General features: G+C 65.2%; 16 protein-coding genes. 5 read left to right on the top strand and 11 right to left on the bottom strand.

The window, feature by feature from the left end; translation table 11 throughout:
- Window position 1: 1 nt before the first annotated feature.
- The 5 genes from FCK22_RS02795 to FCK22_RS02815 all read right to left on the bottom strand — a co-directional run bounded on the left by FCK22_RS02795 (window position 2) and on the right by FCK22_RS02815 (window position 14,371).
- Entirely contained in the window at window positions 2-703 is a 702-nt protein-coding gene (locus tag FCK22_RS02795; protein WP_136720193.1) for a 4'-phosphopantetheinyl transferase superfamily protein, read from the bottom strand.
- Window positions 684-5,267, bottom strand: a complete 4,584-nt coding sequence (locus FCK22_RS02800; RefSeq protein ID WP_136720195.1) for a MupA/Atu3671 family FMN-dependent luciferase-like monooxygenase — start codon at window positions 5,265-5,267, stop codon at window positions 684-686. Before FCK22_RS02800 ends, FCK22_RS02795 begins: the two co-directional genes overlap by 20 nt.
- Window positions 5,267-6,277 carry a glycosyltransferase family 2 protein gene (locus FCK22_RS02805; protein ID WP_331710976.1) on the bottom strand — a complete coding sequence of 337 codons (1,011 nt, stop codon included), beginning with the start codon at window positions 6,275-6,277 and terminating at the stop codon, window positions 5,267-5,269. The genes FCK22_RS02800 and FCK22_RS02805 overlap by 1 nt, the downstream gene beginning before the upstream one ends.
- Window positions 6,274-12,708 (bottom strand): type I polyketide synthase, encoded by a 6,435-nt coding sequence (locus FCK22_RS02810; RefSeq protein WP_067261054.1) that lies wholly within the window; start codon window positions 12,706-12,708, stop codon window positions 6,274-6,276. The genes FCK22_RS02805 and FCK22_RS02810 overlap by 4 nt, the downstream gene beginning before the upstream one ends.
- A gap of 169 nt (window positions 12,709-12,877) precedes the next feature.
- Window positions 12,878-14,371, bottom strand: coding sequence for a hypothetical protein (locus tag FCK22_RS02815; protein ID WP_231886263.1), 1,494 nt, complete (start codon window positions 14,369-14,371; stop codon window positions 12,878-12,880).
- Between the two features lie 150 nt (window positions 14,372-14,521).
- On the opposite strand from FCK22_RS02815, the gene FCK22_RS02820 reads away from it, so the two are divergent.
- Window positions 14,522-15,268, top strand: coding sequence for a WecB/TagA/CpsF family glycosyltransferase (locus tag FCK22_RS02820; RefSeq protein ID WP_136720197.1), 747 nt, complete (start codon window positions 14,522-14,524; stop codon window positions 15,266-15,268).
- A gap of 3 nt (window positions 15,269-15,271) precedes the next feature.
- Here the strand turns inward: FCK22_RS02820 and FCK22_RS02825 are convergent, their stop codons facing one another.
- The 4 genes from FCK22_RS02825 to FCK22_RS02840 are packed head-to-tail and all read right to left on the bottom strand — an operon-like array spanning window position 15,272 to window position 18,943.
- Entirely contained in the window at window positions 15,272-16,204 is a 933-nt protein-coding gene (locus FCK22_RS02825; RefSeq protein ID WP_067261614.1) for a glycosyltransferase family A protein, read from the bottom strand.
- On the bottom strand, window positions 16,201-17,292 hold the full coding sequence (locus FCK22_RS02830; RefSeq protein ID WP_248646414.1) for a glycosyltransferase family 2 protein: 1,092 nt from the start codon (window positions 17,290-17,292) through the stop codon (window positions 16,201-16,203). The genes FCK22_RS02825 and FCK22_RS02830 overlap by 4 nt, the downstream gene beginning before the upstream one ends.
- A gap of 44 nt (window positions 17,293-17,336) precedes the next feature.
- Window positions 17,337-18,362, bottom strand: coding sequence for a GGDEF domain-containing protein (locus FCK22_RS02835; RefSeq protein WP_067261615.1), 1,026 nt, complete (start codon window positions 18,360-18,362; stop codon window positions 17,337-17,339).
- Complete coding sequence (locus FCK22_RS02840; protein ID WP_067261617.1) at window positions 18,359-18,943, bottom strand: heme NO-binding domain-containing protein; 585 nt, start codon at window positions 18,941-18,943, stop codon at window positions 18,359-18,361. The genes FCK22_RS02835 and FCK22_RS02840 overlap by 4 nt, the downstream gene beginning before the upstream one ends.
- A 192-nt stretch (window positions 18,944-19,135) precedes the next feature.
- Here FCK22_RS02840 and FCK22_RS18830 point away from each other — a divergent pair, with 192 nt between their 5' ends.
- The 3 genes from FCK22_RS18830 (at window position 19,136) to FCK22_RS02850 (ending at window position 20,493) form a co-directional block, all read left to right on the top strand.
- Entirely contained in the window at window positions 19,136-19,282 is a 147-nt protein-coding gene (locus FCK22_RS18830; protein WP_156505607.1) for a hypothetical protein, read from the top strand.
- Between the two features lie 90 nt (window positions 19,283-19,372).
- The gene (locus FCK22_RS02845) at window positions 19,373-19,972 is read left to right on the top strand and encodes a DUF998 domain-containing protein (protein WP_136720203.1); all 600 of its coding nucleotides are present in this window, start codon (window positions 19,373-19,375) and stop codon (window positions 19,970-19,972) included.
- Entirely contained in the window at window positions 19,972-20,493 is a 522-nt protein-coding gene (locus FCK22_RS02850) for a YetF domain-containing protein (protein WP_067261620.1), read from the top strand. The genes FCK22_RS02845 and FCK22_RS02850 overlap by 1 nt, the downstream gene beginning before the upstream one ends.
- Window positions 20,494-20,500: 7 nt before the next feature.
- Here the strand turns inward: FCK22_RS02850 and FCK22_RS02855 are convergent, their stop codons facing one another.
- Both FCK22_RS02855 and FCK22_RS02860 read right to left on the bottom strand, forming a co-directional pair.
- The gene (locus FCK22_RS02855) at window positions 20,501-21,196 is read right to left on the bottom strand and encodes an HAD family hydrolase (RefSeq protein WP_067261622.1); all 696 of its coding nucleotides are present in this window, start codon (window positions 21,194-21,196) and stop codon (window positions 20,501-20,503) included.
- The gene (locus FCK22_RS02860; RefSeq protein WP_067261624.1) at window positions 21,187-21,471 is read right to left on the bottom strand and encodes a DUF3572 domain-containing protein; all 285 of its coding nucleotides are present in this window, start codon (window positions 21,469-21,471) and stop codon (window positions 21,187-21,189) included. Before FCK22_RS02860 ends, FCK22_RS02855 begins: the two co-directional genes overlap by 10 nt.
- 99 nt (window positions 21,472-21,570) lie before the next feature.
- Between FCK22_RS02860 and FCK22_RS02865 the strand changes: the two genes are divergently transcribed.
- A complete protein-coding gene (locus FCK22_RS02865; protein ID WP_067261626.1) occupies window positions 21,571-22,965 on the top strand; it encodes a diguanylate cyclase in 1,395 nt (464 codons plus the stop codon).
- Window positions 22,966-23,136 lie beyond the last annotated feature (171 nt).

Here is a 23,136-nt window from a genome sequence, read left to right on the forward strand (position 1 = left end):
ATCAAGCTCCTTTGCGATCAATCTGCCCAATCGCCACCCCGCTGACAAGGTGGCCCGCCACCGACGCGATCCGCCCCGGCAGCTTATTGCCGCGGCTAAAGCCTTCTGTGTCTTGGGTAAATCGCGCGTCGAAGGTGGTATTATCGCCAGATAGGGTGACCTCGAGCCGATCAAAGCCAAAAAGCGCCTTGGTCGCTGGGTACTGCGCCTTATAGGCCGCCTCCTTGGCGCAAAAGATGCGTTTCGCAGCCGCTAGGTCCGCACCGCCGAGGCGGGTGATTTCCGCCGGAAGACAGATTTCGCTGAGCAGGTCTGCGGGCAGCGGGCTGTCGTCTTCGATATCGACGCCGAGGGTCTCCACCTCTGCCCTGCGCGCCAGAACCGCGATGCACCAGTCGTCACAGTGGCTGATGGACCCGGTCAGGCCGGGTGGCCAAATCGGCGCGCGGTCGGCGCTGGCCAGCACCGGCGCGGGCGGATGGCCAAGCGCCTGCATTGCCTCCCGCGCCGCGTGGCGTCCGGCGGTGAATTCGGCGACCCGTCTGGGCCCTGCGCGCGCGATGGGGGTGGCTTCGCCCGCCAGCAAGGGCGGATAGGCTCTGCCGGGGCGGGTCACGGCGACGGCGACCGGCAGGTCGAAAAGAGCCTGAACAGCCGCCCTGATCTCGCCCTCCGCCGTCACCTCACCCCCGCCCGCGGCCACGCGCGGCCCGCATGAGGCGACGTTTCGACATGGTCTCGGACCGTGCCGGCGTCTCGGCGGCAGAAGGCGTCTTGGCCGGTGCGGCGGTCTTGCCCCCCAGCCCGTCGATATGTGCCGCCAGTCCGGCCAGGGTCGGGAAACGGAAGATATCGGTGATCGACAGGGCGCTGACGCCCAAAGCCGCCTTGATGTCGCGATGCGCCTGTACCGCCAGCAGCGAGTGGCCGCCGAGGGCAAAGAAATTATCCTCGCCGCGAATGTCCCCTACCCCCAAAAGCGCGCTCCAGACCTGCGCGATCGCCGCTTGGCTGCCGACCGCGGGCGTCTCGGCCTGCGGCGCGGCATTTGTGGGCGCGCTTTGCCGGGTCGGGGCGGGCAGCGCCTTGCGGTCGATTTTCTTGTTCGGCGTCAGTGGCATGGCAGAGAGTGTGACGATGGCCTGCGGCACCATGATATCGGGCAGATGCGCCGCCAATTGCCGCCGCGCGGCGTCGCTATCCACCGTCTTTTCCGCGACCACATAGCCGATCAACTGCGCGCCACCCTGCCCGGCATCCTCGCGAAGCACCGCCACGGCTTGGCGCACCTCCGGCAATTCGGCAAGACGCGCCTCAACCTCGCCTAGCTCAATCCGGTGGCCGCGTATCTTGACCTGCGCATCGGCGCGGCCCTCGAAATGCAGCACGCCCTCGGCGTCCATCCGCACCAGATCGCCCGTGCCGTAAAGGTGACCCCCACCGGTGAAAGAATCGTCGATGAAACGCGCCGTCGTCATCTCGGCCCGTTGCCAATAGCCCTGCGTGACACCATCGCCCCCGATCCAAAGCTCCCCCGGCGCACCGATGGGCAGCGGCTGCCGCGCGGGGTCGAGGATATGAACTTGCGTATTGGCGATTGGCCTGCCGATGGGCGCGGTGGTGGCCTCGGCACCGTCGAGCATATGGGTCGTGGACCAGATCGTCGTCTCGGTCGGGCCATACATGTTCTGGATCTTTGCCGAGGTCGCCGTGCGCAGGGCGCGTAGCAGGGTGCCGGGCAGCGCCTCCCCCCCGATCATCAGCGATTTGATCCGCGCCAAAGCGCCGCGCGCCTCGTCGTTCATCACCATCATCTGCGCCATTGAAGGCGTGCATTGCAGGTGGGTCACCCCGTGGCGAATGATCTGCGCGGCGATGGAGTGGTCATCTGCCGCCGGTTGCCCGCCCGCATTGGCGCGGTGCAACACCTCGGCCAAGGGCGCAAGCCCCGCCATCACCTTGTCGGTCGGAATGCCATAGTCGATCAGACAGGCAATCTCATCCACGCCGATCCGCTTGAGTTGCTCGGCCCGCGCCAGACCATCGGCCACGGTGCCGAACATGCCGCTGTCGTTGAAATAGCGTTGAAAGGCGAACTCAAGGATCGCGTCCATTTCCTCGGACGAGAGGCCATCGAGGTCGATCTCAAACGGATTCGTCGTGCCCGCCGGTTTTTTGAAGGCCGGGAAGGCCCATGCGTATTGTTTGATCAACCCCGCCGCCGAGCGCAGGTAGTCCTTCATCGGGCCGCGCGCCGTCTCTTCGGCCTCGGCGCGGGTCTGGGCGAGATAGCTGTGCAGCATGACGGTAACCCGATGGTCCGCCGGATCATGGCCCGCCGCGCGCAGGGCGTCATGGTAAATCCTGATCTTCTCGGCGACCTCTTCCACAGACTGCCCCAGCAGGTGGGTCAGCACATTGGCCCCAATCTCCCCCGCTTCCTTCCAAGTCTGCGGATTGCCCGCCGTGGTCACCCAGATCGGCAGTTTGTCAGAGACGGGGCGCGGCTGGGTCACCACCGCATGGGGCGTGCCATCGGCGCGGGGGAATTCTACCGGCTCCCCGGCCCAGAGCCTGCGCAGTTGGTCGATGGCGTCATACATCGCGGGCTTGTTTTCGGGCGGCGTGTTCTCCGGGCGCAGCACGAAATCGTCGGGCTGCCAGCCGCTGGCGATGGCGAGGCCGACGCGCCCATTGGTCAGATTGTCGATCACCGCCCATTCCTCGGCAATCCGTGCGGGATGGTGCAGCGGCGCCACGCAGGACCCTGCCCGCACGTCGAGGTTCTGCGTCACCGCCGCCACAGCCGCGCCGGTGACGGAGGGGTTGGGGTAAGGGCCGCCGAAGGCATGGAAGTGCCGCTCGGGCGTCCAGACCGCGTTGAACCCGTGGGCATCGGCGAATTTCGCCCCTTCAAGCAGCAGTTCGTATTTCTTGGGGCCGACGCCATCGTCATTGCCCCAATAGAACAGGTTAAAGTCGATCCTGCGGTCGCTCGTGGCAATTGGGCCGTTCGACATGAGCGCCCGGCTGTCATCGCCCGCCAGCACCAGTTTGAACCCCCGCGCGAGGGTCCAAAACAGCTCCAAGACCGAAATGTCGAAGCTGAGGCTTGTCACGGCAAGCCAGACCGCCCCCGCCTCATGGTCGATCCGGTCGTCCATCCCGGCAAAGAAATTCGCCACATTGCCGTGGCTGACCATGACGCCCTTGGGCGTCCCGGTCGAGCCGGAGGTGTAGATCAGATAGGCAAGGTCATCCGGCCCGGCGCTGGCGGCGGGGTTCGCCGTCGGTGCTGTGGCAAGGCGCGGGTCACGGTCGATCTCAACCACCCGCGGGTCATGCGGCGGCAGGCTGGCGGTGAGGGCCGATTGCGTGACCACGATAGATGCGCCGCTGTCCGCGAGGTAATGCGCCAGACGGTCTGCCGGATAGGCTGGATCGAGCGGCACATAGGCGGCTCCGGCTTTCAGGATGCCAAGCGTGCCGACCAGCAGGTCCCCCCCCCGTGCGACGCAAAGCGCTACCGGCATCCCCGGCCCCGCCCCCCTATCGCGCAGCAGATGCGCCAATTGGTTGGCGCGGGCGTTCAATGCGGCGTAGCTCAGCGTCTCACCTTCAAAGACCAGCGCGGGCGCGTCGGGGGTGCGCTCCACCTGCGCCTCGAAAGCGGCGTGGATGGTGTGGGGGTCATAGGCGCGCGTCGTCGCGTTGACGCGGGCCAAGATCCGCGCCTCGGTATCTGGAAGCGCCCAGACGGTGCTGCAGTCCGAGGCGTCGGTGATCTTGGCAAAGGCCGCCTCAAAGCGCGCGGCGAGGAGGTCGACCGCGGCGTCGGACAGCCGCGCAGCGTCGGCATGGAGCCGCGCCCCCCGTTGGGTGAGGCAGAGGGTCAGCGCTGCCCCCACAAGCGGTTCATCGCTAAAGGAGATCGCGAAATCCGGGGCGGCAGCCATGTCAATTGCCGGATCGCGCAGCGGCAGGTCGCGGGCGAAACCCGCGGCATCCTTCGCGCGGGTGAGTTGGGGGTCCAGCTGGGCCAGCAACGCCGCCACCGGTGTCTCCGCCTCTGCCGTGATGGTGATCGGCAGCCAATCGGCGATGAGCGGCGCCGGCGCGCCTTCACGCAGCATCGCGATGCCGCCCTCGGTGGCCCCGGCGCTGCGCAGCGCGACGAGGGCGGCGGCGGCGACTTGGTGCAGTGGGTCGCTTCCCTGCGGCAGAGCGAGTTCGCGAACGTTCCATGTCGATGCCGTTTCGGCAGTCGAGGCCAATGGGACCGGCAGCGCGTCGAACCCGGTCAAAGCACGCCGCCAATATGCCTCCCCAGCCGGTGCCGGAGCCGTGCCAGCCGTTTGAGGCAATATATCCCCGGCGGCGAAGAACTGCGCGGGCGCAGCACTCTCGCCCGCCATATCGCGCAGGTCATGAAGGGCGATATGCCCGTCCTGCGCCGCCACGATCAGCCGCGCCTCGTCAACCTCGACAACCTCGCCGGGCGTGCCGCCCTGCCCCGCCGCGCGTTCCACGCGGGACACGGAGAGCACCGCGCCACCCGTGCCCAGAATTTTCGCCGTGGTCAGCGGGTTCCAATAGCTTCCGAAATCAAGGCCACGAACCAGCGCGCCGATCTCCTCCGCCGTTTTGGTAAAATCGATCAGCCCGCCGTTCTCGGGCCGTTTGTCCTTCGCGAAATAGCTGCGCTGGCTCAGGTCTTGGGCGGTGGCTTGCAGGCTGCCGCTTTCCAACTGAGCCAGAACCTCGCCAAAGCTTTCCATCCCGGCGGCGTAGCATTTGGAATTGAGGCTGAAGGCCGTCTCATCGGCTGCGATATCAACATCGCGCTGCGCCAGCAGGTCGCCGGTATCGACGCCGGTCTCGATCAGATGCCAACTGACCCCATGCCGCGCCTCGCCATTGATGATCGCCCAAGCGGGTGTGTTGAGCCCGGCATAGCGCGGCAGCGGACCATCGTGAAAGTTGACCGCCCCGCGTTTGGGCAGCGCCAGAACCGCATCGGGGATCAGCCGCAGGTTGGCGATGCTCAACAGCCAGTCGGCGGCCAGCCCCATCGGCAAGAGTTCCTCGGCATCGCGGCAAAGCGCCAGCCCCTGCCCCTCAGCCCAAGCGCGCACCGCGTCGTCGCGGGTGAGCACGGCAGCGATCCGGTGCCCGCCCGCCAGCAGCATGTCGCCGCAGGCGATGGTGAGGGATTCGTCGCCCATCAAGAGGGCGGTGAACGGGTCTGTCTTGAAGCTGACGGTCATCAACGGTCCTCCGTGGCGGGGCTACGGCTTGGGTCTTGAACGGCGGGGGCCGCGCGCCGCGCGGTGAGCGCATGGGCCGCAAGGTCGCGATAGAAACCCGGCGCGTCTTCGGGGCGGCGCCCGGTGAGCAGGCAGCGCAGATGGTGCAACCCGCCCCCGGCAAGCCGGGCGAAGGTGGCCAGTGCAGCATAGGCGCGGCCATGGTTCTTGGCGAAATAGCGGTGGCGGCTGTCGAACCAATAGCGCGGCATGCGCCGCCATTCCTTCATCCCGGTGGAGACCGAGCCGACATGCACGCAGCGCGCCTGCGGCACATACCAGCAGTCCCAACCCGCCCGCGCGGCCCGCAGGCAAAGGTCGGTTTCCTCATAATAGAGGAAATAGGCTTCGTCGAAGAGGCCGATCTCGGCCAACATCTCCCACCGCATCATGACACTGGCTCCGGCCACCCAATCAACCTGCGCCGCCTTTTCAGGCAGGGGCGGCGCCACGACCGAGGCAGAGAGCAGCCGCGTCAGCGGGCCAAAGCGCGCAGCGGCCTCCAACTCTCCGGCGGCAGAGGGGAAACGAAAGGCAGTCGCATGGGGCAGATCATCCTCCCCGCGGACATGGCTGCCAGCCAATCCGGCGCGGGGGTGGTTTTGCAGGTGGTCCAAGAGCGCCCCGATACAGCCGCGATCGAGGAAAGCATCCGAGTTCACCACATGCACGAAATCCGGCGCGGACCCGTCGGACATCCCCGCCCGCATGGCCAAGTTGTTGCCCGCGCCAAAGCCGCCGTTGCGGGGCGATGCGATCAGCCGTACCCGGTTGCCCGCGCCCCAGCCCCGCGCGGCAATCTCCTGCGCCAGAAGCGCGGCAGAGCCATCGCCGCTGTCATTGTCGACGATCACCAATTCGGCACCCGCATCGGGCATATCGGCCAAAGCGGCCTCAGCCGCGCGCAGGGTCATCTCTGCGGTGCGGTAATTGAGGATGACGACCAGAAGGCGGGGCGGTTGTTGCATCATTCCGCCGCCGTGGCTTGGGTGTGGTCGTAGCCTGCGCCTTCGGGCAGGGCTGCCGCAATCACCTCGGCAAGCTCTTGGGCCAGCACGGTCACATTCGGGGCCAGCACCATGCTGACGTGATCGCCCGGCACTTCGATCACCTGCAAGCGCGGCGCATATTGCCGCCACTGGTTGTCCTCATAGACATATTCCTTCTCCGCTGTGACATACTGCCCGTCAGAGACCGCCCAATGCCGATCCAGCGGCGGGCGGAAGAGGGTCATTGGTCCGTCCCACTGCGGGGTTTCATACCGTCCCACCGCGCGGAGGAACGCCGCCTGAATGCGCAAACTGTTGAAGGAAACCCCCTCGCCCTCGCCGCTCGTCTCTTGCGGCGCCCGGCGCCGCTCACGCTCCCACGCCCAGCGGTTGCGCGCCCATTCCAGCAGATAGGCCGGGCCTTTGCGGCGCAGTTCGGCCAGCTTGATATGCACCTTGTCGATCTTGCTGAGCAACGGGCGCACGGGCAACGGCGTGTCGAGCATCGCAAGAACGGCCACCTCCTGCCCCGCCGCCTTCAACTGCTGCGCCATCTCATAGGCCGTGATCCCACCGCCGGAGTATCCGGCCAGCAAATAAGGCCCTTGGGGTTGCAACGCGCGGATTTCGGCGATGTAATCCGCCGCGGCGGTCTGCACCTCTTCATGAGGGGCCGCGTCCCCGATCAGCCCACGGGCCTGCACCCCATAGACCGGGCGCTCATTGCTAAACGGCAGGGCAAGGTGGCGCAGGTTCAGAACATTGCCGAACATCCCTGCGACCACGAACAGCGGTGTCGCGTCTCGCGAGGACTGGTTGAGCGGCACGAGGTAGTCAAAGCGCTGTTGCGAGGTCGCCGCCTCTGTCTCGACCACCTCCGCCTGCGCCAGATCCCCCCGCTCCGTCGAGATCAGCGCTGCGCATTTGGCGATGGTCGGCGCTTCGAAAAGGACGGAGATCGGGAACTCCACCTTGAACTCACGCTTGACCGCCGCGAAGAGGCGCACCGCGATCAGGGAATGGCCGCCGAGGTCAAAGAAACTGTCCTCGACCCCCACGGGGCTGACGCCCAAAAGGTTCGACCAGATCTCGGCCAACCGCTCTTCGATCCCATTGCGCGGGGCAACGAAGGAGCCGTCGAGATCGGGCCGCTCAAAGCTCTGCCCTTGGGCGGCGGCATCGGTCAGCGGCGCATCGGCCTGCGCGATCAGCCCTTGCAAGGGCAGCGAAGAGACCATGACCTGCGGCGCCTCCAGCGCCAGCGCGCGGCGCAGCGCCTCTGGCCCCTCCTGCGCGCGGATGCCTTGGCGCACCAGACGGGCCAGACGCTCTTCGGCGGGGCTGAGGCTCTCGCTGCTGTCAGCATCTTCAAAGGTCACTTCGCGGGCGTCGGGCGGGGGCACCTCGGCAAAGGCCGCTTCGAGCCGCTTCATCGCGAAATCACGAACCTCGACCAGAACCGTGCCCTGCGGATCGGTGATCGTCACGTCGAAACGGGCCAAACCCTCGGCCCCCGTGCCCTCGACCAGACGGACATGCGAGCGGACCTCGGCAGGCAGCGGGGCGTGGAGCGTGATTTCCCCATAGGACAGCGGCACCCAAAGGTGGCGCGCGGCATAGCCGGGGATCAGCGCCATGGCCCAGCCGGTGGCGATATCCATCAGACCGGGGTGCATCAGGTAGCCATCGGTCAGATCACCCTGTGCTGCCTCGGGCAGGTGCAATGTGGCGATGCCCTCACCCTGCCCGAGGGCGGTGCATTGCAACACATGCCAGCGCGGGCCGAACTTCAAATGTGCCTCTTGAACAGCGGGCAGATGGCGCCCGGGGGCGGCCTCGGCCACATCCCTACAACGGGCGGCGATGGCCGCGAGGTCAAGCGGTTCGGCACTGTCGCCCGCCGGAGACAGCCGCGCTTGGACATGCAACTGCCACGCGGGCTTGCCGTTGACCACACAGGCGCTGCGCAACTCGGCGGCAAAGCCCGCGCCCTCAGGCGTCAGGGTGATCTTGATCCGACGCCGCGCCCCATCGGCCAACGGCAGGGGGCGCAGGAAATAGAGGTCTTGCAGGGTGAAGCCGTCTAGCCCTTGGGCCGCCGCCGCTTCGGCCAAAAGCTCAATATAGCCCGTGCCGGGCATGATCGCGCGGCCATCCAAGGTGCGGTGTTGGTCAAGCAGCCAATGCGAGGCTGTAACCTCGGTCGTGAATTCGGGCGCGCCGCTCTCACCCGACCCGGCGGTTTCCAGCAGCGCCGCCTTGATCGGGCGGGCGGGCAGCGCCACGGCACCGCCGCCGCCAAGGCTTTCTGCCGCCATGCCGACATCGGCCCAAACGCCCCAGTTCACCGCCACCACGCGGGTCTGCGCCGCGCGCCGCGATTGCGCAAAGGCGTTGAGCCAGGCATTGGCCGCCACATAATCCACCTGCCCCGCCGCGCGGGTCGCGGTGGAGGTCGAGGAGAAGAGCACCATGAGGTCGAGTGCGCCATCGGGCAGCAATTGATCCAAGACCCGCAGCCCCTGCACCTTGGGCGCAAGCACCGCGTCGATATTCGCATCCGTTTTGGCCAAAAGAGGCGCGTCGTCCAGCACCCCCGCGGCATGGATCACCCCCGTCAGCCCGCCGTGGCGCGCGGTCAGGCCGTCGATCACCCGGCGCATCTGCGCAAGGTTGGCGACATCAGCGCGGGCCACTTCGACCGCCCCGCCCGATTGCGCCGCCTTGGCCTCAAGCCGCAGGATAGCCCGCAGACGCCGCGCCGTGGCATCCGCCGGGCCGTGGCTGGCAAGGTAGCTGTCCCATTCATGGCGCATCGGGAGGGCCGCGCGGCTCAGCAGGATCACGCGGGTGCCGGGCATCTCAAGAATATCCGCCGCGAGGGTCAGGCCGATGCCCCCGAAACCGCCGGTGATGAGGTAGCTTCCCTGTGACTTCCAGCCCGGCAGATCAGCCTCGGGCAGCGCGGCGGCGCGGAAGCCCAGCTCATAGCGGCGGCCAGCACGATGGGCAATTTGGAGGTTGGCGGGGGTCGCCAAAAGCTCTTCGATCAGGTCCGCGGGGTCAATCACCGGCGCGGGCGCCACCGGTTTCGCGAACCACCCGGAAGGCGCCACGGGGGCGGCGTCGGGCAAGTCGATCTGAGCCGCCGTCAGCCCCGGCACTTCGCGCGTCATGACCCCGACGGGGCCGGAAATGAGCGCTTTTTCAGGATAGGCCAGCCCCTCCTCCGCGACCTGCGCGGCACCGGTGGTGAAGACGCTGAGGTGCAGCGGCGCGGGGTTCTCGGCCTCGGCCAAGGACTGCGCGAGCCACGTCAGGCTCCAAAACCCCTGTTCGACATTGCGGTCAAACCGGCTGGAGCCGGGGCGCGGGGCGGCCTGATCATCGGTCAGCCAGAAATGCGCGATCCGGTCGGGCCTCCGCCCATCGGCCTCAAGCGCTGCGATCAACTGGTCATAGCCCGACCGCCCCTGTTCGGCGGCGAGCGTGAAATGATCGGCGCTGACGCGGTCAAAGGCATCCCCCGCCGTGACCTCCACCACCCGATGCCCTGCGGCCCGCAACCGTGCCGCGGCCTCGGCCCCCAGCCCCGCCGTATCGGAAAAGACGAGCCAGTTCAGTGGACCGGAGAGGTCCAAATCCCGTTCGGCATAGCGCGGTTGCCAATGCGGCAGCGCGCCCCAGTCGCCGATATCATCCAGCCGTTGCAGCGGTTGCTCGGCAGGGCGCGCCGCCGCCTCACCCGGCTCGATGAAATAGCGCGCGCGTTGGAATTGATAGGTCGGCAGCACCACGCGGTTGCGCCGTGCCTCGCCCCAAATCTGCGCCCAATCGGCCTCGACCCCGCAGGCCCAGAGCCGCCCGATCACCCCGAGGAAATAGGCATCATCCGCGATCTCTTGCTCGGGGTGGCGCAGCGAAGACATCACCTGCCCCGGGGCCACATTAGCGTGCATCTGCGCCAAGGCGGAAAGCGCCTTGCCCGGCCCGACCTCAAGGAAAACCCGCGGTGCATCACTGCTCAGAGTATTGATGCAATCGGCGAAATTCACCGTGTGGCGGAGCTGTTCGACCCAATAATCGGGGTCCGTCGCCATCTGCGCCGTGATCACCTCACCACTGCGGTTCGACAAGAAAGGCATCTGCGGCGCGCGCAAGTCAAGCGTGGCGAGAAAGGCCCGGTATCGGTCGAGGATCGGGTCCAACATCCGCGAATGCGCGGCGATGTCGATGGCGATGCGCTGATGGTCAAGACCGGCGGCGTCGAGCCGCTCTTGCAGCGCCTTTAGCGCGTCTTCGGGGCCGGAAACCGCGATCAGTTCCGGGCCGTTCACGCTGGCGATATCAAGGGCCTCGCCCAGAAGCGGCGTGATCCGCTCTAGCGCCGCGGCGATACTAATCATCCCGCCCGATGGCACCTCGTCAAACAACCGCCCGCGCAGCAGAACGAGGTCGATACAGTCTTCAAAACGCATCACCCCGGCAAGACAGGCGGCGACATTCTCGCCCATGGAATGCCCCACCATTGCGGCGGGTTTCACGCCCCAAGACAGCCAAAGCTGCGCCAACGCATATTCAACGATCATGATTAGCGGCAATTGCACCGAGGGGCGTTTCAGCTTTGCCTCGGCTGCCGCGCGGCCCTCAGGCTCTGGCAGCCAGATCGCGCGAATGTCGTAGTCGAGCTGCGGGGCCAGATGGGCCAGCCCCCGGTCCATCCATTCGGCAAAGACCGGCTCAGTCTCGTAAAGATCGCGGGCCATATCGGCATATTGCGCGCCGCCGCCGGGGAACATGAAAACGACTTCGGGATCGGGGCCGAGGTGGTCATGGGTAAAGACACGGCGGCTGTCGCCCGCCTCCAGCAGGGCCGCGGCTTCCGCATGGTTTTCGGCGACCAAGACGCGGCGTTTGTCAAAACCGCGGCGGCCCTCTTTCAGGGTGAAAGCCACATCGGCCAAGGGCTGTTCGGGATGGGAGCGCAGATGTGCTGCGAGCGCGGCGCTGTTGGCGTTCAATGCCGCTTTGCTGCGCCCCGAGAGGCAGAGCACATGGAAAGGGAAATCGCAGGCTTCCGAGGCCGCGCGGGCCGGTGCCTCTTCCAAGATCATATGCGCATTGGTGCCGCCCACGCCAAGCGCATTGACCGCGGCGCGGCGCGGGGTGCTTTGCGCGGGCCAGTCGTAAAGCCGGTCATTGACGCGGAAGGGCGAGCCCTCAAAAGGGATCGCCGGGTTCGGCGCCTCATAACCCAGCGAGGGCGGGATCTGCTGGTGGTGCAGCGACAGCGCCGCCTTGGCCAACCCCGCCACGCCTGCCGCGGTGTCAAGATGGCCGATATTGGTCTTGACCGATCCGATGCGGCAGAAATCTTCGGCCTGCGTCTCGGCGCGGTAGGCTTGGGTCAGCGCGGCCACCTCGATCGGGTCACCCAGATAGGTGCCGGTGCCGTGGCATTCGACCATGCCGATGCTCTGCGCCGCCACGCCCGCATCATCGAGCGCGCGGGCGATGGCCGCTGTCTGCCCGTCCACGGAAGGTGCCAGATAGCCCGCCTTGGCCGCGCCGTCGTTGTTGACCGCCGAGCCTTTGATGACCGCCCAGATGTGGTCACCATCCGCGACAGCATCCTCCAACCGTCTGAGCGCCACGGCGCCTGCGCCGGAGCCAAAGACGGTGCCCTGCGCGCGGTGGTCGAAAGCATGGCATTCGCCGTCGGGCGAAAGGATCTCGTTTTCCTTGAATTCATAGCCGCGCCCCTGCGGCAGTTCGATCGTCACCCCGCCAGCCAACGCCATGTCGATCTCACCCGCGCGCAGCGCTTGAGCCGCGTAGTGGATCGCCACCAGCGAGGTCGAACAGGCGGTTTGCAGGTTGATCGACGGGCCTTTGAGGTCAAGCACATGGCTCACCCGGGTCGAGAGGAAATCCTTGTCGTTGCCGGTATGGCGCAGCAGGAACATGCCCACGTCCTCGACGAGGTCTGGATTCGAGCAGATGTTGAAATAGAAATAGCTTCCCATGCCGCAGCCAGCATAGACGCCCACCGGGCCGGAGAGGCTTTCGGGCATATGCCCCGCTTGCTCCATTGCCTCCCAAGCTATCTCAAGAAACTTGCGGTGCTGCGGGTCGAGGATGGCGGCGTCTTTTGGCGAAAAGCCAAAGAACTCCGCATCGAACATGTCAAAGCCGGGCATATCGGCGGTGACGGGCACATAGTTTGGCCGGGCCATCCGCTCGGCGCTCTCTCCGGCGGCGCGCAGCTCTGCCGCTTCGCGGCGCTTGAGCGCGCTCACCCCATCGCGCAGGTTCGCCCAATAGGCATCAATCCCTTCGGCGCCGGGCACCGTCACCGACATGCCGACGATCGCGATGTCACCACGCGAAAGAGTGTTGTCCGTGCTATTCATTGCGACACATGTCCCACCGCCCGCTTGGCCAGAGTGCGGCACCCTTGAGGTTCAATTTAAGCTTCGGGTGAAGCATACAACAGGCAAATCTGGCGAAAATGAGCCGATAACGTGCCCTAGGGTCACTTTCGGCCCAAATCGCTTCACAGCGCCGTGAATGGGACGCGGTTTAGAAAACCGTCCGCTTTGCGTTCAACGCTGGAGCGTCGATCCTGTTCCGCCCCTTGCGCGCCGCCGCCAACCCTTCCGCATGGCCAAGGATCGCCCCAGCCGTGAGCCAAGTAAGCGGCGTCAGCGTGGCATTGAGCAACATGTCCATCATGGTAATGCCAAGGATCAAAAGCAGCGGCGCGAGCCATGGGGATAGGCCCGCATCGCCCCTCCGGTAGAGGTGCAGCCCCACAAGGATGATCGGCAGCGCCAGAAGGCCCATCTCGCATAAATAGCCCAGCCAGCCGAAAGTGCCGAAAACGATGATCCAGCGGCCATCGGGGATCGACAGGATGTTGCCGTTCGTCGCATCGCGGATCAGGTTGCGCCCCCATCCGCCCCAGCCGAACCACGGTTTCTCGGCGGCCCGCGCCAGCAGTTGCTCTTCGTTCATGAAGCGGTAGCCAAGAGATTGCGCCCGGTCCGCGCTGATCGCCTCGGCCTGTGCAAGGATCGCATCGAGCGGCACCAGACCGGCATTGCGCAGCATCGGATAGATCACCGCCACGATGGCAAAGACCACCGCCAGACGGATCTGCCACCGCGCCGGGGTCAGCAGCACCATCGGCACCAAAAGCAGCGCATAGGCCAGCGAGGCAAGGCTTTTGCACAGCAGCAGAACCACGGCGAGATAGCCCGCCAGCAAGAGCATCTTCCAGCGGTCGATCACCGGGGTCTGCCGCGCCAGCGCCACCGCCGACAGCAGCGCGATACACATAAACAGCGCCAGCCACAGCGCATGGGGCAGGAACACGATGGGGCGGAAGCCCCCATTGCGCATCATCTGTTCAAAGGAATGCTGGAAGAACCCGTAGATCCATGTGTTGAGCTGCGGTGAGAAACGTATCTCGAACAGCGAAGGCACGGAGTAGATCACCCCGCCAACCATGAAGGCCAAGAGCAATTCCCGCAGCCCCTTTTCATCCGCAAGGAACTGCCGCGCCAGCAGGAAGGGCACCAGCATCAGCACCTGCCCAATCAGCACCGAGCCGATGTCCCGGATCGAAAGCCCCGGCAGCGTGTCGACGGGGAAAAGGATCGGCTCAAAGCCGCGGATCGACTGAAACAAAATCGGATCGCCATTGGTCAGCACCGTGGGCACCGCCGAAAAAACCAGCCCCAGCACCAAAAGCCCGGCCAGACGGGAGGCGGGCCAGATGTGCAATTTCTCCTGCGTGCCCAGCCAGATGATCAGCAAGACGCTCAGGTTCGGGATCGACACTTTGTCGAGACCCGGCACCAGCGGCAGGTTGAACTCCGCCAGCGGGGGCAGGAACAGATAGCCGCCAAGGATCGACCAGATCAGCGCCCGCTGAAGCGGCAGGTTGCGAAACAGGGCCAGACAGACGAAGGGCCAGATCAGCAACATCAGGTAGGCGACGGGATTTGGCATGACGTCCTTCGCGAAAGCCGCCTCGGGGCGCGGCAGGATGGGGCCGGGCGAAAATACCATCTGGCCCCAGCCCTGTCATCCCGCTAGTTTTGCCGCAGGTTCACTCTGGCGCGGACGTGATTGGTAGATGGCACAGGATATCAATGGTATAGCGGGCAAAGCTTATGTTCCCTCGCCTGCCATCCCCGGCGTGACGGCGGAAGGCGCGGCATGAAGTATGGCACCGGCCCTGCCGCCGTGGAGGTCAATGTGGCGACGCGGGGCGCATTGTTTCAGGCGCTGCGCGCGCGCTTTGCCACGGGTCAGGGATTCGCCCTTGCCACGCTCAACCTCGACCATCTGACTAAATTGCCCCGCGATGCGGGCTTCGCCGCCGCCTATCGCGCGCAGGATTTCATCGTGGCCGATGGCCGCCCCGTGGTCTGGCTCTCGCAACTCGCCAACCAGCCGGTCGAGCTGATGCCCGGCTCCGATCTGATCCTGCCGCTTTGCGAATTGGCCGCCGCGCAGTCGCTGCCTGTCGCCTTTTTCGGCAGCGACGAAGACGCGCTGCAAGGGGCCGCAGCGGCCCTGCGGACCCGCCTGCGGGGGCTGGAGATTTGCCATATCGCCGCCCCGCCCATGGGCTTTAACCCCGAAAGCGCCGAGGCGGATACCGCCCTGCGGGAGATCGCCCAAAGCGGCGCGCGTCTGTGTTTTCTGGCCCTTGGCGCGCCCAAGCAAGAGATCCTTGCCGCGCGCGGGCGCGACATCGCGCCGGGGGTGGGTTTCGCCTCGATCGGGGCGGGGTTGGACTTCCTCGCCGGGCGGCAGCGCCGCGCGCCGAAATGGATGCGGATGCTGGCTTTGGAGTGGCTCTGGCGGGCTATGCAAAGCCCGCAGCGGTTGGTGCCGCGCTATGCCCGTTGTTTCGCGATCCTGCCGCGATTGACGCTTGCGGCATGGCGGGCGCGCTAGCCCTCAGCGGTATTCGATGATCCGCCCGTCGCGGCGCATGTGGTATTTGAGCACGCCCAAGGCTTCGGGGAATTTGCCCAGCAGGGTGAAGAAGCCCCAAGCCGCCCCGCCCCGCCGCATCAACCGCAACAGTTGCAGCGGATAGAGCAGAGCCAGCCCAAGCCCAGCCCAAGGGAGCATCAGCGCCAAGAGCAGGATCACGGCGGGCAGAAGCGCCCCCCAGAGCAGCGCGCGGCGCGTTTCGGCCACCCAATGCCGGTCCGGCCCGCGGCCATGCAGCGCGGCCCCTTCGGCAAAGGCATGGCCCGCCCGCAGGCTGCGCCGCCACCACTGACCGACCTTAGTGATCTGCGCGTCATGCCATGTCATCTCGGCGTCGAGCCGCCATATCTGCCAGCCCGCGCGGCGCAGCCTTTGGCAAAGCTCCGGCTCTTCCCCGGCGATCATCTCGGCCCGGTAGCCGCCCACAGCGCGCAGCGCGTCCAAGCGCATCAGCGCGTCACCGCCACAGGCAAGCGCCTCGCCCACGGGCGTATCCCACTCGCGGTCGATCAGCCTGTTGTAGACAGAGGCTTCGGGGTTTTCCTCACGCCGTCTGCCGCAGACCACGGCGACCTGCGGATGAGCGCTCAGATGGGCCTCCGCCACCGCCAGCCAACCGTCTCGCAGGATGCAATCCCCGTCGAGGAACTGCACCAGCGTGATCCCCTCACCCAATGCCGCCATGCCCGCATTGCGCGCCCGCGCGGCGGTGAAGGGCTGCTGCATGTCCAGCTCGACTACCTTGGCCCCCAGCCCCCGCGCCATGGCGACGGAGCCATCGGTCGAGCCGCTATCGACATAGACGATCTGCGCCACCTGCCCCGCCAGTCCTTGCAAGGACCGCTCCAACCGCGCGCCCTCATTCCGGCCGATGACGACGGCACCGATGCTCATGCGGCATGCTCTTCACGCCAAGCGGCGACATGGGCGCTATAGGCCTCCGACGGCACCAGAAAGCCCGCACGATAGAGAAGTTCGACCCGGTTCCAGCGCCGCGCATCCAGTGAGAAGAGCGAGACATCAGGGTTCTGCCCGATCACCGCCATGCGCCGCGCGTCTTCGCCATGAGACAGGTTGCCCGCGCCCAGCGTCTCGGCATCCCGCGCGGCGGCGTCATTGGCGAATTTGTAGTGTTTGATCACCGCCGTCATATCCGCCACCCGCAACCCCGAAGAGAGATGCGGATGCGGCGCGGGCGTGACCTCGGACCCATTGAAGATCAGCGGATGTTTCGTCAGGCAGCAGTTCTCACCAAAGACCTTGCCACGCACGCCGCCGAAGGCGAATTTCACCGCCTCATTGGAAAGTTCGTTGTCGGCCAGCAAGGCGGAGAACGGAATCTCCGGGCTGTGGTAATCGATTTTGCGCACCGCGCTGATGTCGTAATAAAGGAAGGATTGCAGCGCCTGTTTGTAGGGCATCCCCGCCGCCGCCGCGAGGCTGGTTTTGGGAAACATCTCAAGCATCTGTGCTGCCAAAGCGGTATAGCCCTGCCGGTCGAGATAGGCGGTCAGCCCCTTGATGCCGATCTGGCTGCGCCCTTCAAAATCGAAAATCTCGTCCATATCGACATAGAGACACCAGCGGTCCTTGCCATAGGTCTGTGCCGGGTATTGGCGGATCAGGTCTTCGTATTCGGCCAAGGGCAGGGTGCAGCGGTCAATCACCGTGCCCTTTTGGGCCTTGATCCGGGCGATGGTGTCATCGCGTGAGCCGTTGTCGATAAAGACGAAATGCTGCACCCCCATCGCGCGGTAATGGCGAAAGAAAGCGTCGAGGTAATAGCTGCCGTCGCGCACCAAGGCGATCAGCACCACCTCGCCCGGGGCAACGTCAAGTTTGCTCGGCCCATGCAAATGCTGCAAGGAGGCAGCAAAGCGCGCGCGGCGGCGGGCGTTGTGCAGGCGTTGGCGCAGGCGGCGAAGCAGATGCAGGGGCGATTTCATGCCCTTGTGATACGCCAGCCGATCTGCGCGGTCCACTGCCCCCGTGCCCTTCCGCCCTGCCCCGGACTGCCACCGAGCGATTAGCCGCCGCCCTTTTCTGCAGGCGCGGCGACCATCCCGCCCCCCGCGCGCAGAGCCGGGTCAAAGAAAGTATGCCGCGCCCGGCCTGCATGTTTCGAGGCATAGAGCGCGGCATCGGCATTGGCCAAAACCACGTCGCGCGATCGCCGGTCCCCCCGCTGAACCCAGACCGTGCCGATGCTGGCGGAGACTTTGCAGACCTCCCCATTGAAATGAATGGGCTCTTCGAGCCGGTCGATGATCCGCTGGCCGATCCCGCGCAGGATGCCCTCGCTGCGCACATCGGGCAGAACCACGGTGAACTCATCCCCGCCCAAACGCACCACCATGTCAGAGCTGCGCGTCTCTTGCTGCATGATCCGGGCGACGACTTGCAGCACATGATCGCCCGCCGCATGGCCCAAACGGTCGTTCACCGCTTTGAAGTAGTCGAGATCGACATGCATCACGGCAAACCCCTCACCGGCAGAGATCAACCGCTCCAGCACCGCGTTGAGCGCGCGCCGGTTTTTCAGCCCCGTCAGCGTATCGGTAAAGGCCTGTTCCTCCGCCGCGATCCGCGCCTCTTGCAGACGCAGGTTCAAACGGCGCGAGGCTTCCATCGCTGCTGATTTCGCCTCCATCAGGTACAACATCTCGATCGCCAGATCGGTGGCGGCGAAATCCGCATTGGTCAGCGCATAGTCCTGCACCCCGTCGAAAATCGAAATCCCGAAAGAGAGGTTCACGATCAAACGCCGATCCCCCAACGGCACCAGCAGGCCCTTCAACTCGGTCCGGGGGGCGTCACGAAAAGCGAGGTGCAATTTGACCCCGGCGGCCCGGCGCAGGTCTTCCATTCCCGCTATGCCACGGGGCCGTTTGACGGTGACCGTATCCAGAAACCGCCGCCCTGCCAGCGGCGCCTGCGGGCGCAACTTCTGGATCGTGGGCCCAGCGTGGCGGATCCTGCCGCTGGCCGAGAGCAGCAGATGCATCGGGCAAAGCTTGTCCAGAACCGCCGGATCGTGACCTACGCCACTCATGCCCGCGCCCCAAGCTCAAACCGACGCCCTTCCGAGAATTCGGCCTCGACCAGAATGATCTTCAATGCCTCGACGCCTTCGGATCGCCCGCAATGTTCCAGCAGCACCAGCGCGCCATAATCGTCGGCCATGGCCCGCAGAACGCCCATCATCAGATAGCCGTAGCCGACGAGCGGCGCCTCACAGATCAGGGAATATTGGCCATCAGGGTCTTCGCGCAGTTCGACCGGGGGCAGATGCAGTTCCGACAGGGCAAGGCGGGTCCGGTCCGGCAGATCGTCGAGCGATTGCAGGAAATCGCTGAAGCTGACCCCGCCGAACCGCAGCAAGCGCCGCACGGCTTCATAGCCCGGCTGCGCCACGAGGAAGGTGCCGACATCCTCCATCACCTCGGCCCGGGGCCGGTCCAGCACAGCACAGACCGCTTCGAGCACCGCCGGGGTGACGTGATCCGGATAGGTCAGCATCGCCTCGAATTCGGTGAAATCCAACCCGGCCCGCGCGGCCACATCGGCCCAGAGCCTCTGCCCGTAGTTCGCGCAGAAGTAGTTTTGGATGCTGCGGTTGATAAGCCCGTGCATGATTGCCTCATTCCCATTTTCCCAACCCCAGATTGCGGGGGCAGTGGTTAAGATTGACCTGATGAATACAGTTGTCGGGAAATTGCCTTGGTCCCGGCCCGCGCCGCCCGCGGAACCGCCGCCATATGCTGCGCGTTCGGTAAAGGAAGAAGAGGCGATGCCCCGTCTCTCCCCAGCCTGAGGAGACTTTTCATGAGCGATGATCCCAAACACCCCAAGGACGAGAACAAGACACCGCCCAAGAAACCTCAAGAAGACCTGCACCGCCCCGAGGCCACATTGGACGAAGCTCCCGCCGGCAGCCCCAACGCCGAAGAACGCTCGCGGCTTTCGGACTGATGCTTTGGGTCCGACCAAGGCGGCCAAGAAGGGTTACGCAACATGAACAATGACGTCACAGCACCCCGGCAGCACAGCGCGCCGGGGTTTATGGTCTGTCTGGGCTGGGTGGCCATTCTTGGCTGTGTGATATTCGCCGTATCGATCCTGATCGCGGATTTCGTGGTGCCGGATCACGATTGGATCGCCGACACGATCAGCGATCTGGGCGCGGGACGGTATGAGTTCATCGTCGACATCGGCATTTATGCCTTCTCCGCCGCGCTCATCGCCTGCGCCCTGCTTTGCGCCCATGTGCATTTCGGCGACCGCTGGTGGAGCATCGCCACCATCGGGCTCGCCCTGCTGGGGCTCATCGTCTTTCTGGTGGGCGCGCGCAACGAATACGGAGACCGCGATTCCGACGGTGTGGTGATCCATATCTATCTGGTCTACGCGCTCGGCCTGATCATGCTCACCGTGCCTTGGCTGCTGTCGAGAGGCTTCGCCGATATATCAAGCTTTCTTGCCAAGTCGCTCAAGGTGATCTCGCTTCTCTGGCTGGTTTCGGCCCCGCCATTCTTTTTTCTGCCCACCGGCATTGATGGCGTCTATGAGCGCTATCTGGGCCTGATTGCCATGGCGATGGTGGTGCTTCTGGGGCGGTTCTTTATCCAACGGGGCCGGGCATTGAATGGGGGGCATGGCTGATGTTCTTTGATCACCTCCCACTGGATATCCTCGCCCGGGCGCTGCTGCTTTCGGCCATTGCGCTGACTTGGGTGATCATCGTGGTCCGGGTCATCGGGCTGCGCACCTTTTCAAAGATGACCGCTTTTGACTTTGTCGCCACGGTCGCCACCGGCTCGCTGCTCGCGGGCGCCTGTCAGGCCACCACTTGGCCGGAGTTTGCCCAGCCGACCTTGGCCATCTCCGCCCTGCTCGGCGCGCAATTCGTCATCGCGAAGATACGGCAGGCTTCCGACAGCTTCGAGCAGGCCGTACAGAACGAACCCGTGATCCTGATGCGGGAGGGTGAGATTTTCGATGCCGCCCTCAGCGAGACCCGCGTCGCGCGCGCCGATCTGATCGCCAAGTTGCGAGAGGCCAATGCCCTGCGCTTCTCGGACGTGCGCGCCGTGGTGTTGGAGACCACGGGCGATATCTCGGTCCTGCATGGCGATACCCTTGAAGAGGGGCTGCTCGAAGGCGCGCGCATGGTCGAAAAATAAAGCGCCCTCAGGCCAAGCGCTGCGCCAAATGGCCGATATCCGGCAAGACCAGATCGGCGTATGGGGCGAGGTCTTCCGCCGTGGCGGGGCCGGTCAGCACCGCGACCCGCAGCATCCCCGCCACCCGCGCGGCTTCCATATCGTGAACACTGTCCCCAATCATCGCGACAGAGGCCGCGGGAAGGTTCACATGGGCGGCAAAGGCGTGCAACTGCCCCGGCGACGGCTTGCCTCCATGGCCGCTGTCAAATCCTGCGATAAAGTCGAACATATCGACCACCCCCGCCGCCAGCAGATGGGCCCGCGCGGGGTGTTCGGCATCGTTCGTCGCCACGCCAAGGCGCAGACCCCGGTCGCGAAGCCCTTGCAGAAACGGTCTTAGCGGCACCGCCTCCCGCTGTGGCGCGGCGCTGGCTTCGGCGTTGATGATGTCCAACAGATCCGCTGGCAGGCGGTCAGGAAAATGCGGGGCCAAGGCATCGACCACCTGCTGCGGCGTGCCGGCGATGGCGATACTGTCCGGGGCGAAACGGCGCGTGGCGAGGTCAAAGCCAATGCCCGCGCCCACCCGTGCGGCCAGCCCGCGATCCCCCTCACAGACCCGCAGCAAGAAGGCTTCGGCCCAAGGCTCCCAAGTCGCGGCGAAGTCGAAAAGCGTGCCATCCTTGTCGAACAGCAGCGCTTTAACATTTCTTAAGTCCAATGCACCTGCTCCCCCCCGGGCAGCGCCGCGCGGGCTTGCATGATCCGCTCATAGGGGATCGCCAGATGGTCGCAAAGCCCGATCACCCACGCGTCGTCCATCATCAGGAAGTCCAGCACAGCGCCCAGAAAAATAGGGTCGCTGGCCTGTGTTTTGAGGTCCGCTTCGGAGGCACCGGTGCTGCCCAGAAACACCGGCAACAGATCATCATTCGCCGCCAGCCAGCCCAGCGCCTGAAGCGCCAAAGTCTCAGCGGTGTCTTGGGTATAGGACATTGGAAAACCGTCTTTTTGCTGAAGGTTGGAAACCCTTTGTTAACCATTAGGGGGCAAAGACTCTCGCATCAAACTGATTTGTACGGTGAAGGAGTTGTCGTGCAAGGGACCATCCTTATTGCAGATGCGATCGCGACCAATCGCATCGCCCTCAAGGTCAAGCTTTGTGCGGCATACTATCACGTCGTTCAGGCCGAAGACATGGAAGAGGCTTTGGCCTGCCTGCGGGAAAACCCGCCAGATCTGGTGATCTGCGCGCTGACATTGCCGGGTGGTGGCGCGGCGGACCTCTGTCGCGCGCTCAAAGCCTCTCCAGATACCGCGCAGCTACCGGTCTTGGCCATCGGTAATAGTGATCAGGCCGTCGACCGGTTTACCGCGCTCGAAGCGGGGGTAAGCGATGTGCTGCTGAAACCGCTCGATTGCACGCTGCTGTTGGGCCGGACCCGCAGCCTCATCCGCGCCCGCAACGCGGCGGACGAATGGGAAATGCGTGAGGATACGACCCGCGCGCTCGGGCTGGCGGAGCCTGCGGCGGAATTCACCGCCCGCAGCCACTGTGTGATCATCCATTCCGACAGCGCGGTGAGCGTGAATTGGGCGAAACAACTCCGCCCTCAGTTGCGCGCGCACCTCACCCTCGCCAATCCGGAGGAGGCCATTCGCGCCGCCGCCGCCAATGGACCGCCCGACGCTTTCGTTTTGGTTCTGCCAAAAGACCCCGTGCCCGCCACGGCAGCCTTGCGTCTGATCTCGACCCTGCGGGCCAACGCCCAGACCCGCCACACCGGGCTGCTGGTGGTGCAACTGGCCCCGGATGCGGCGCTTGCCGCCACCGCCCTTGACCTAGGGGCGGATGATTTGATGACCGAAGGTTTCAACCCGGCGGAAATGGCGCTGCGCCTGCATGCGATCTTGCGCCGCAAGCGAATGACGGACCAACTGCGCGACACGGTGCGCACGGGGCTGAAGGCCGCCGTTTTCGACCCGCTGACAGGGCTGCACAACCGCCGCTATGCCCTGCCCCATCTGGACCATATCGCGGAACATGCCGTTGCGACCGCCCGCCCCTTTTCGGTGATGGTCGCCGATCTGGACCACTTCAAAGGCATCAATGACCGTTACGGCCACGCCGCGGGGGATTCTGTTCTGGTGCAAACGGCGGAACGGCTGCGCAACAACCTGCGTGGCATGGACCTTGTGGCCCGGATCGGGGGGGAGGAATTTCTGATCGTCATGCCCGGCACCGGCCTTGCGGATGCAGAGAGAACAGCGGCGGCCATCTGTGCCGATATCGGCAACCGCGGCTTTGTCGTTCCCGGCACGCCCCAGCCGGTCCATGTGACCATCAGCATCGGCCTTTCCGTCGGCCCTATGGAAGAGGAAGGCCACCCGCTTTCGGCTGAAGCCTTGATGGCGCGGGCGGATCGGGCGCTTTACACGGCGAAAACCCATGGCCGGAACCGGGTGAACCTGAGCCGCCCTGCGGCCTGAGGTTCGGATAGGCGGGGCGCGTTGCCGCTGGACGGCGGGCCACGTTGACTGTCTTCAAGAGCGGGGTGCTGATCGGACCTCTGCCTCTGCCTCTGAGAAAAAGCGCGAGACAACAGCAATCAAACTTCAACCAAAGATTGCATTTGCAACAAGGTTTCCTTAGCGATACAC

Origin of the sequence: Sulfitobacter sp. 15WGC (genome assembly GCF_005068605.1) — a bacterium.
GTDB classification, from domain to species: Bacteria; Pseudomonadota; Alphaproteobacteria; order Rhodobacterales; family Rhodobacteraceae; genus Sulfitobacter; species Sulfitobacter faviae.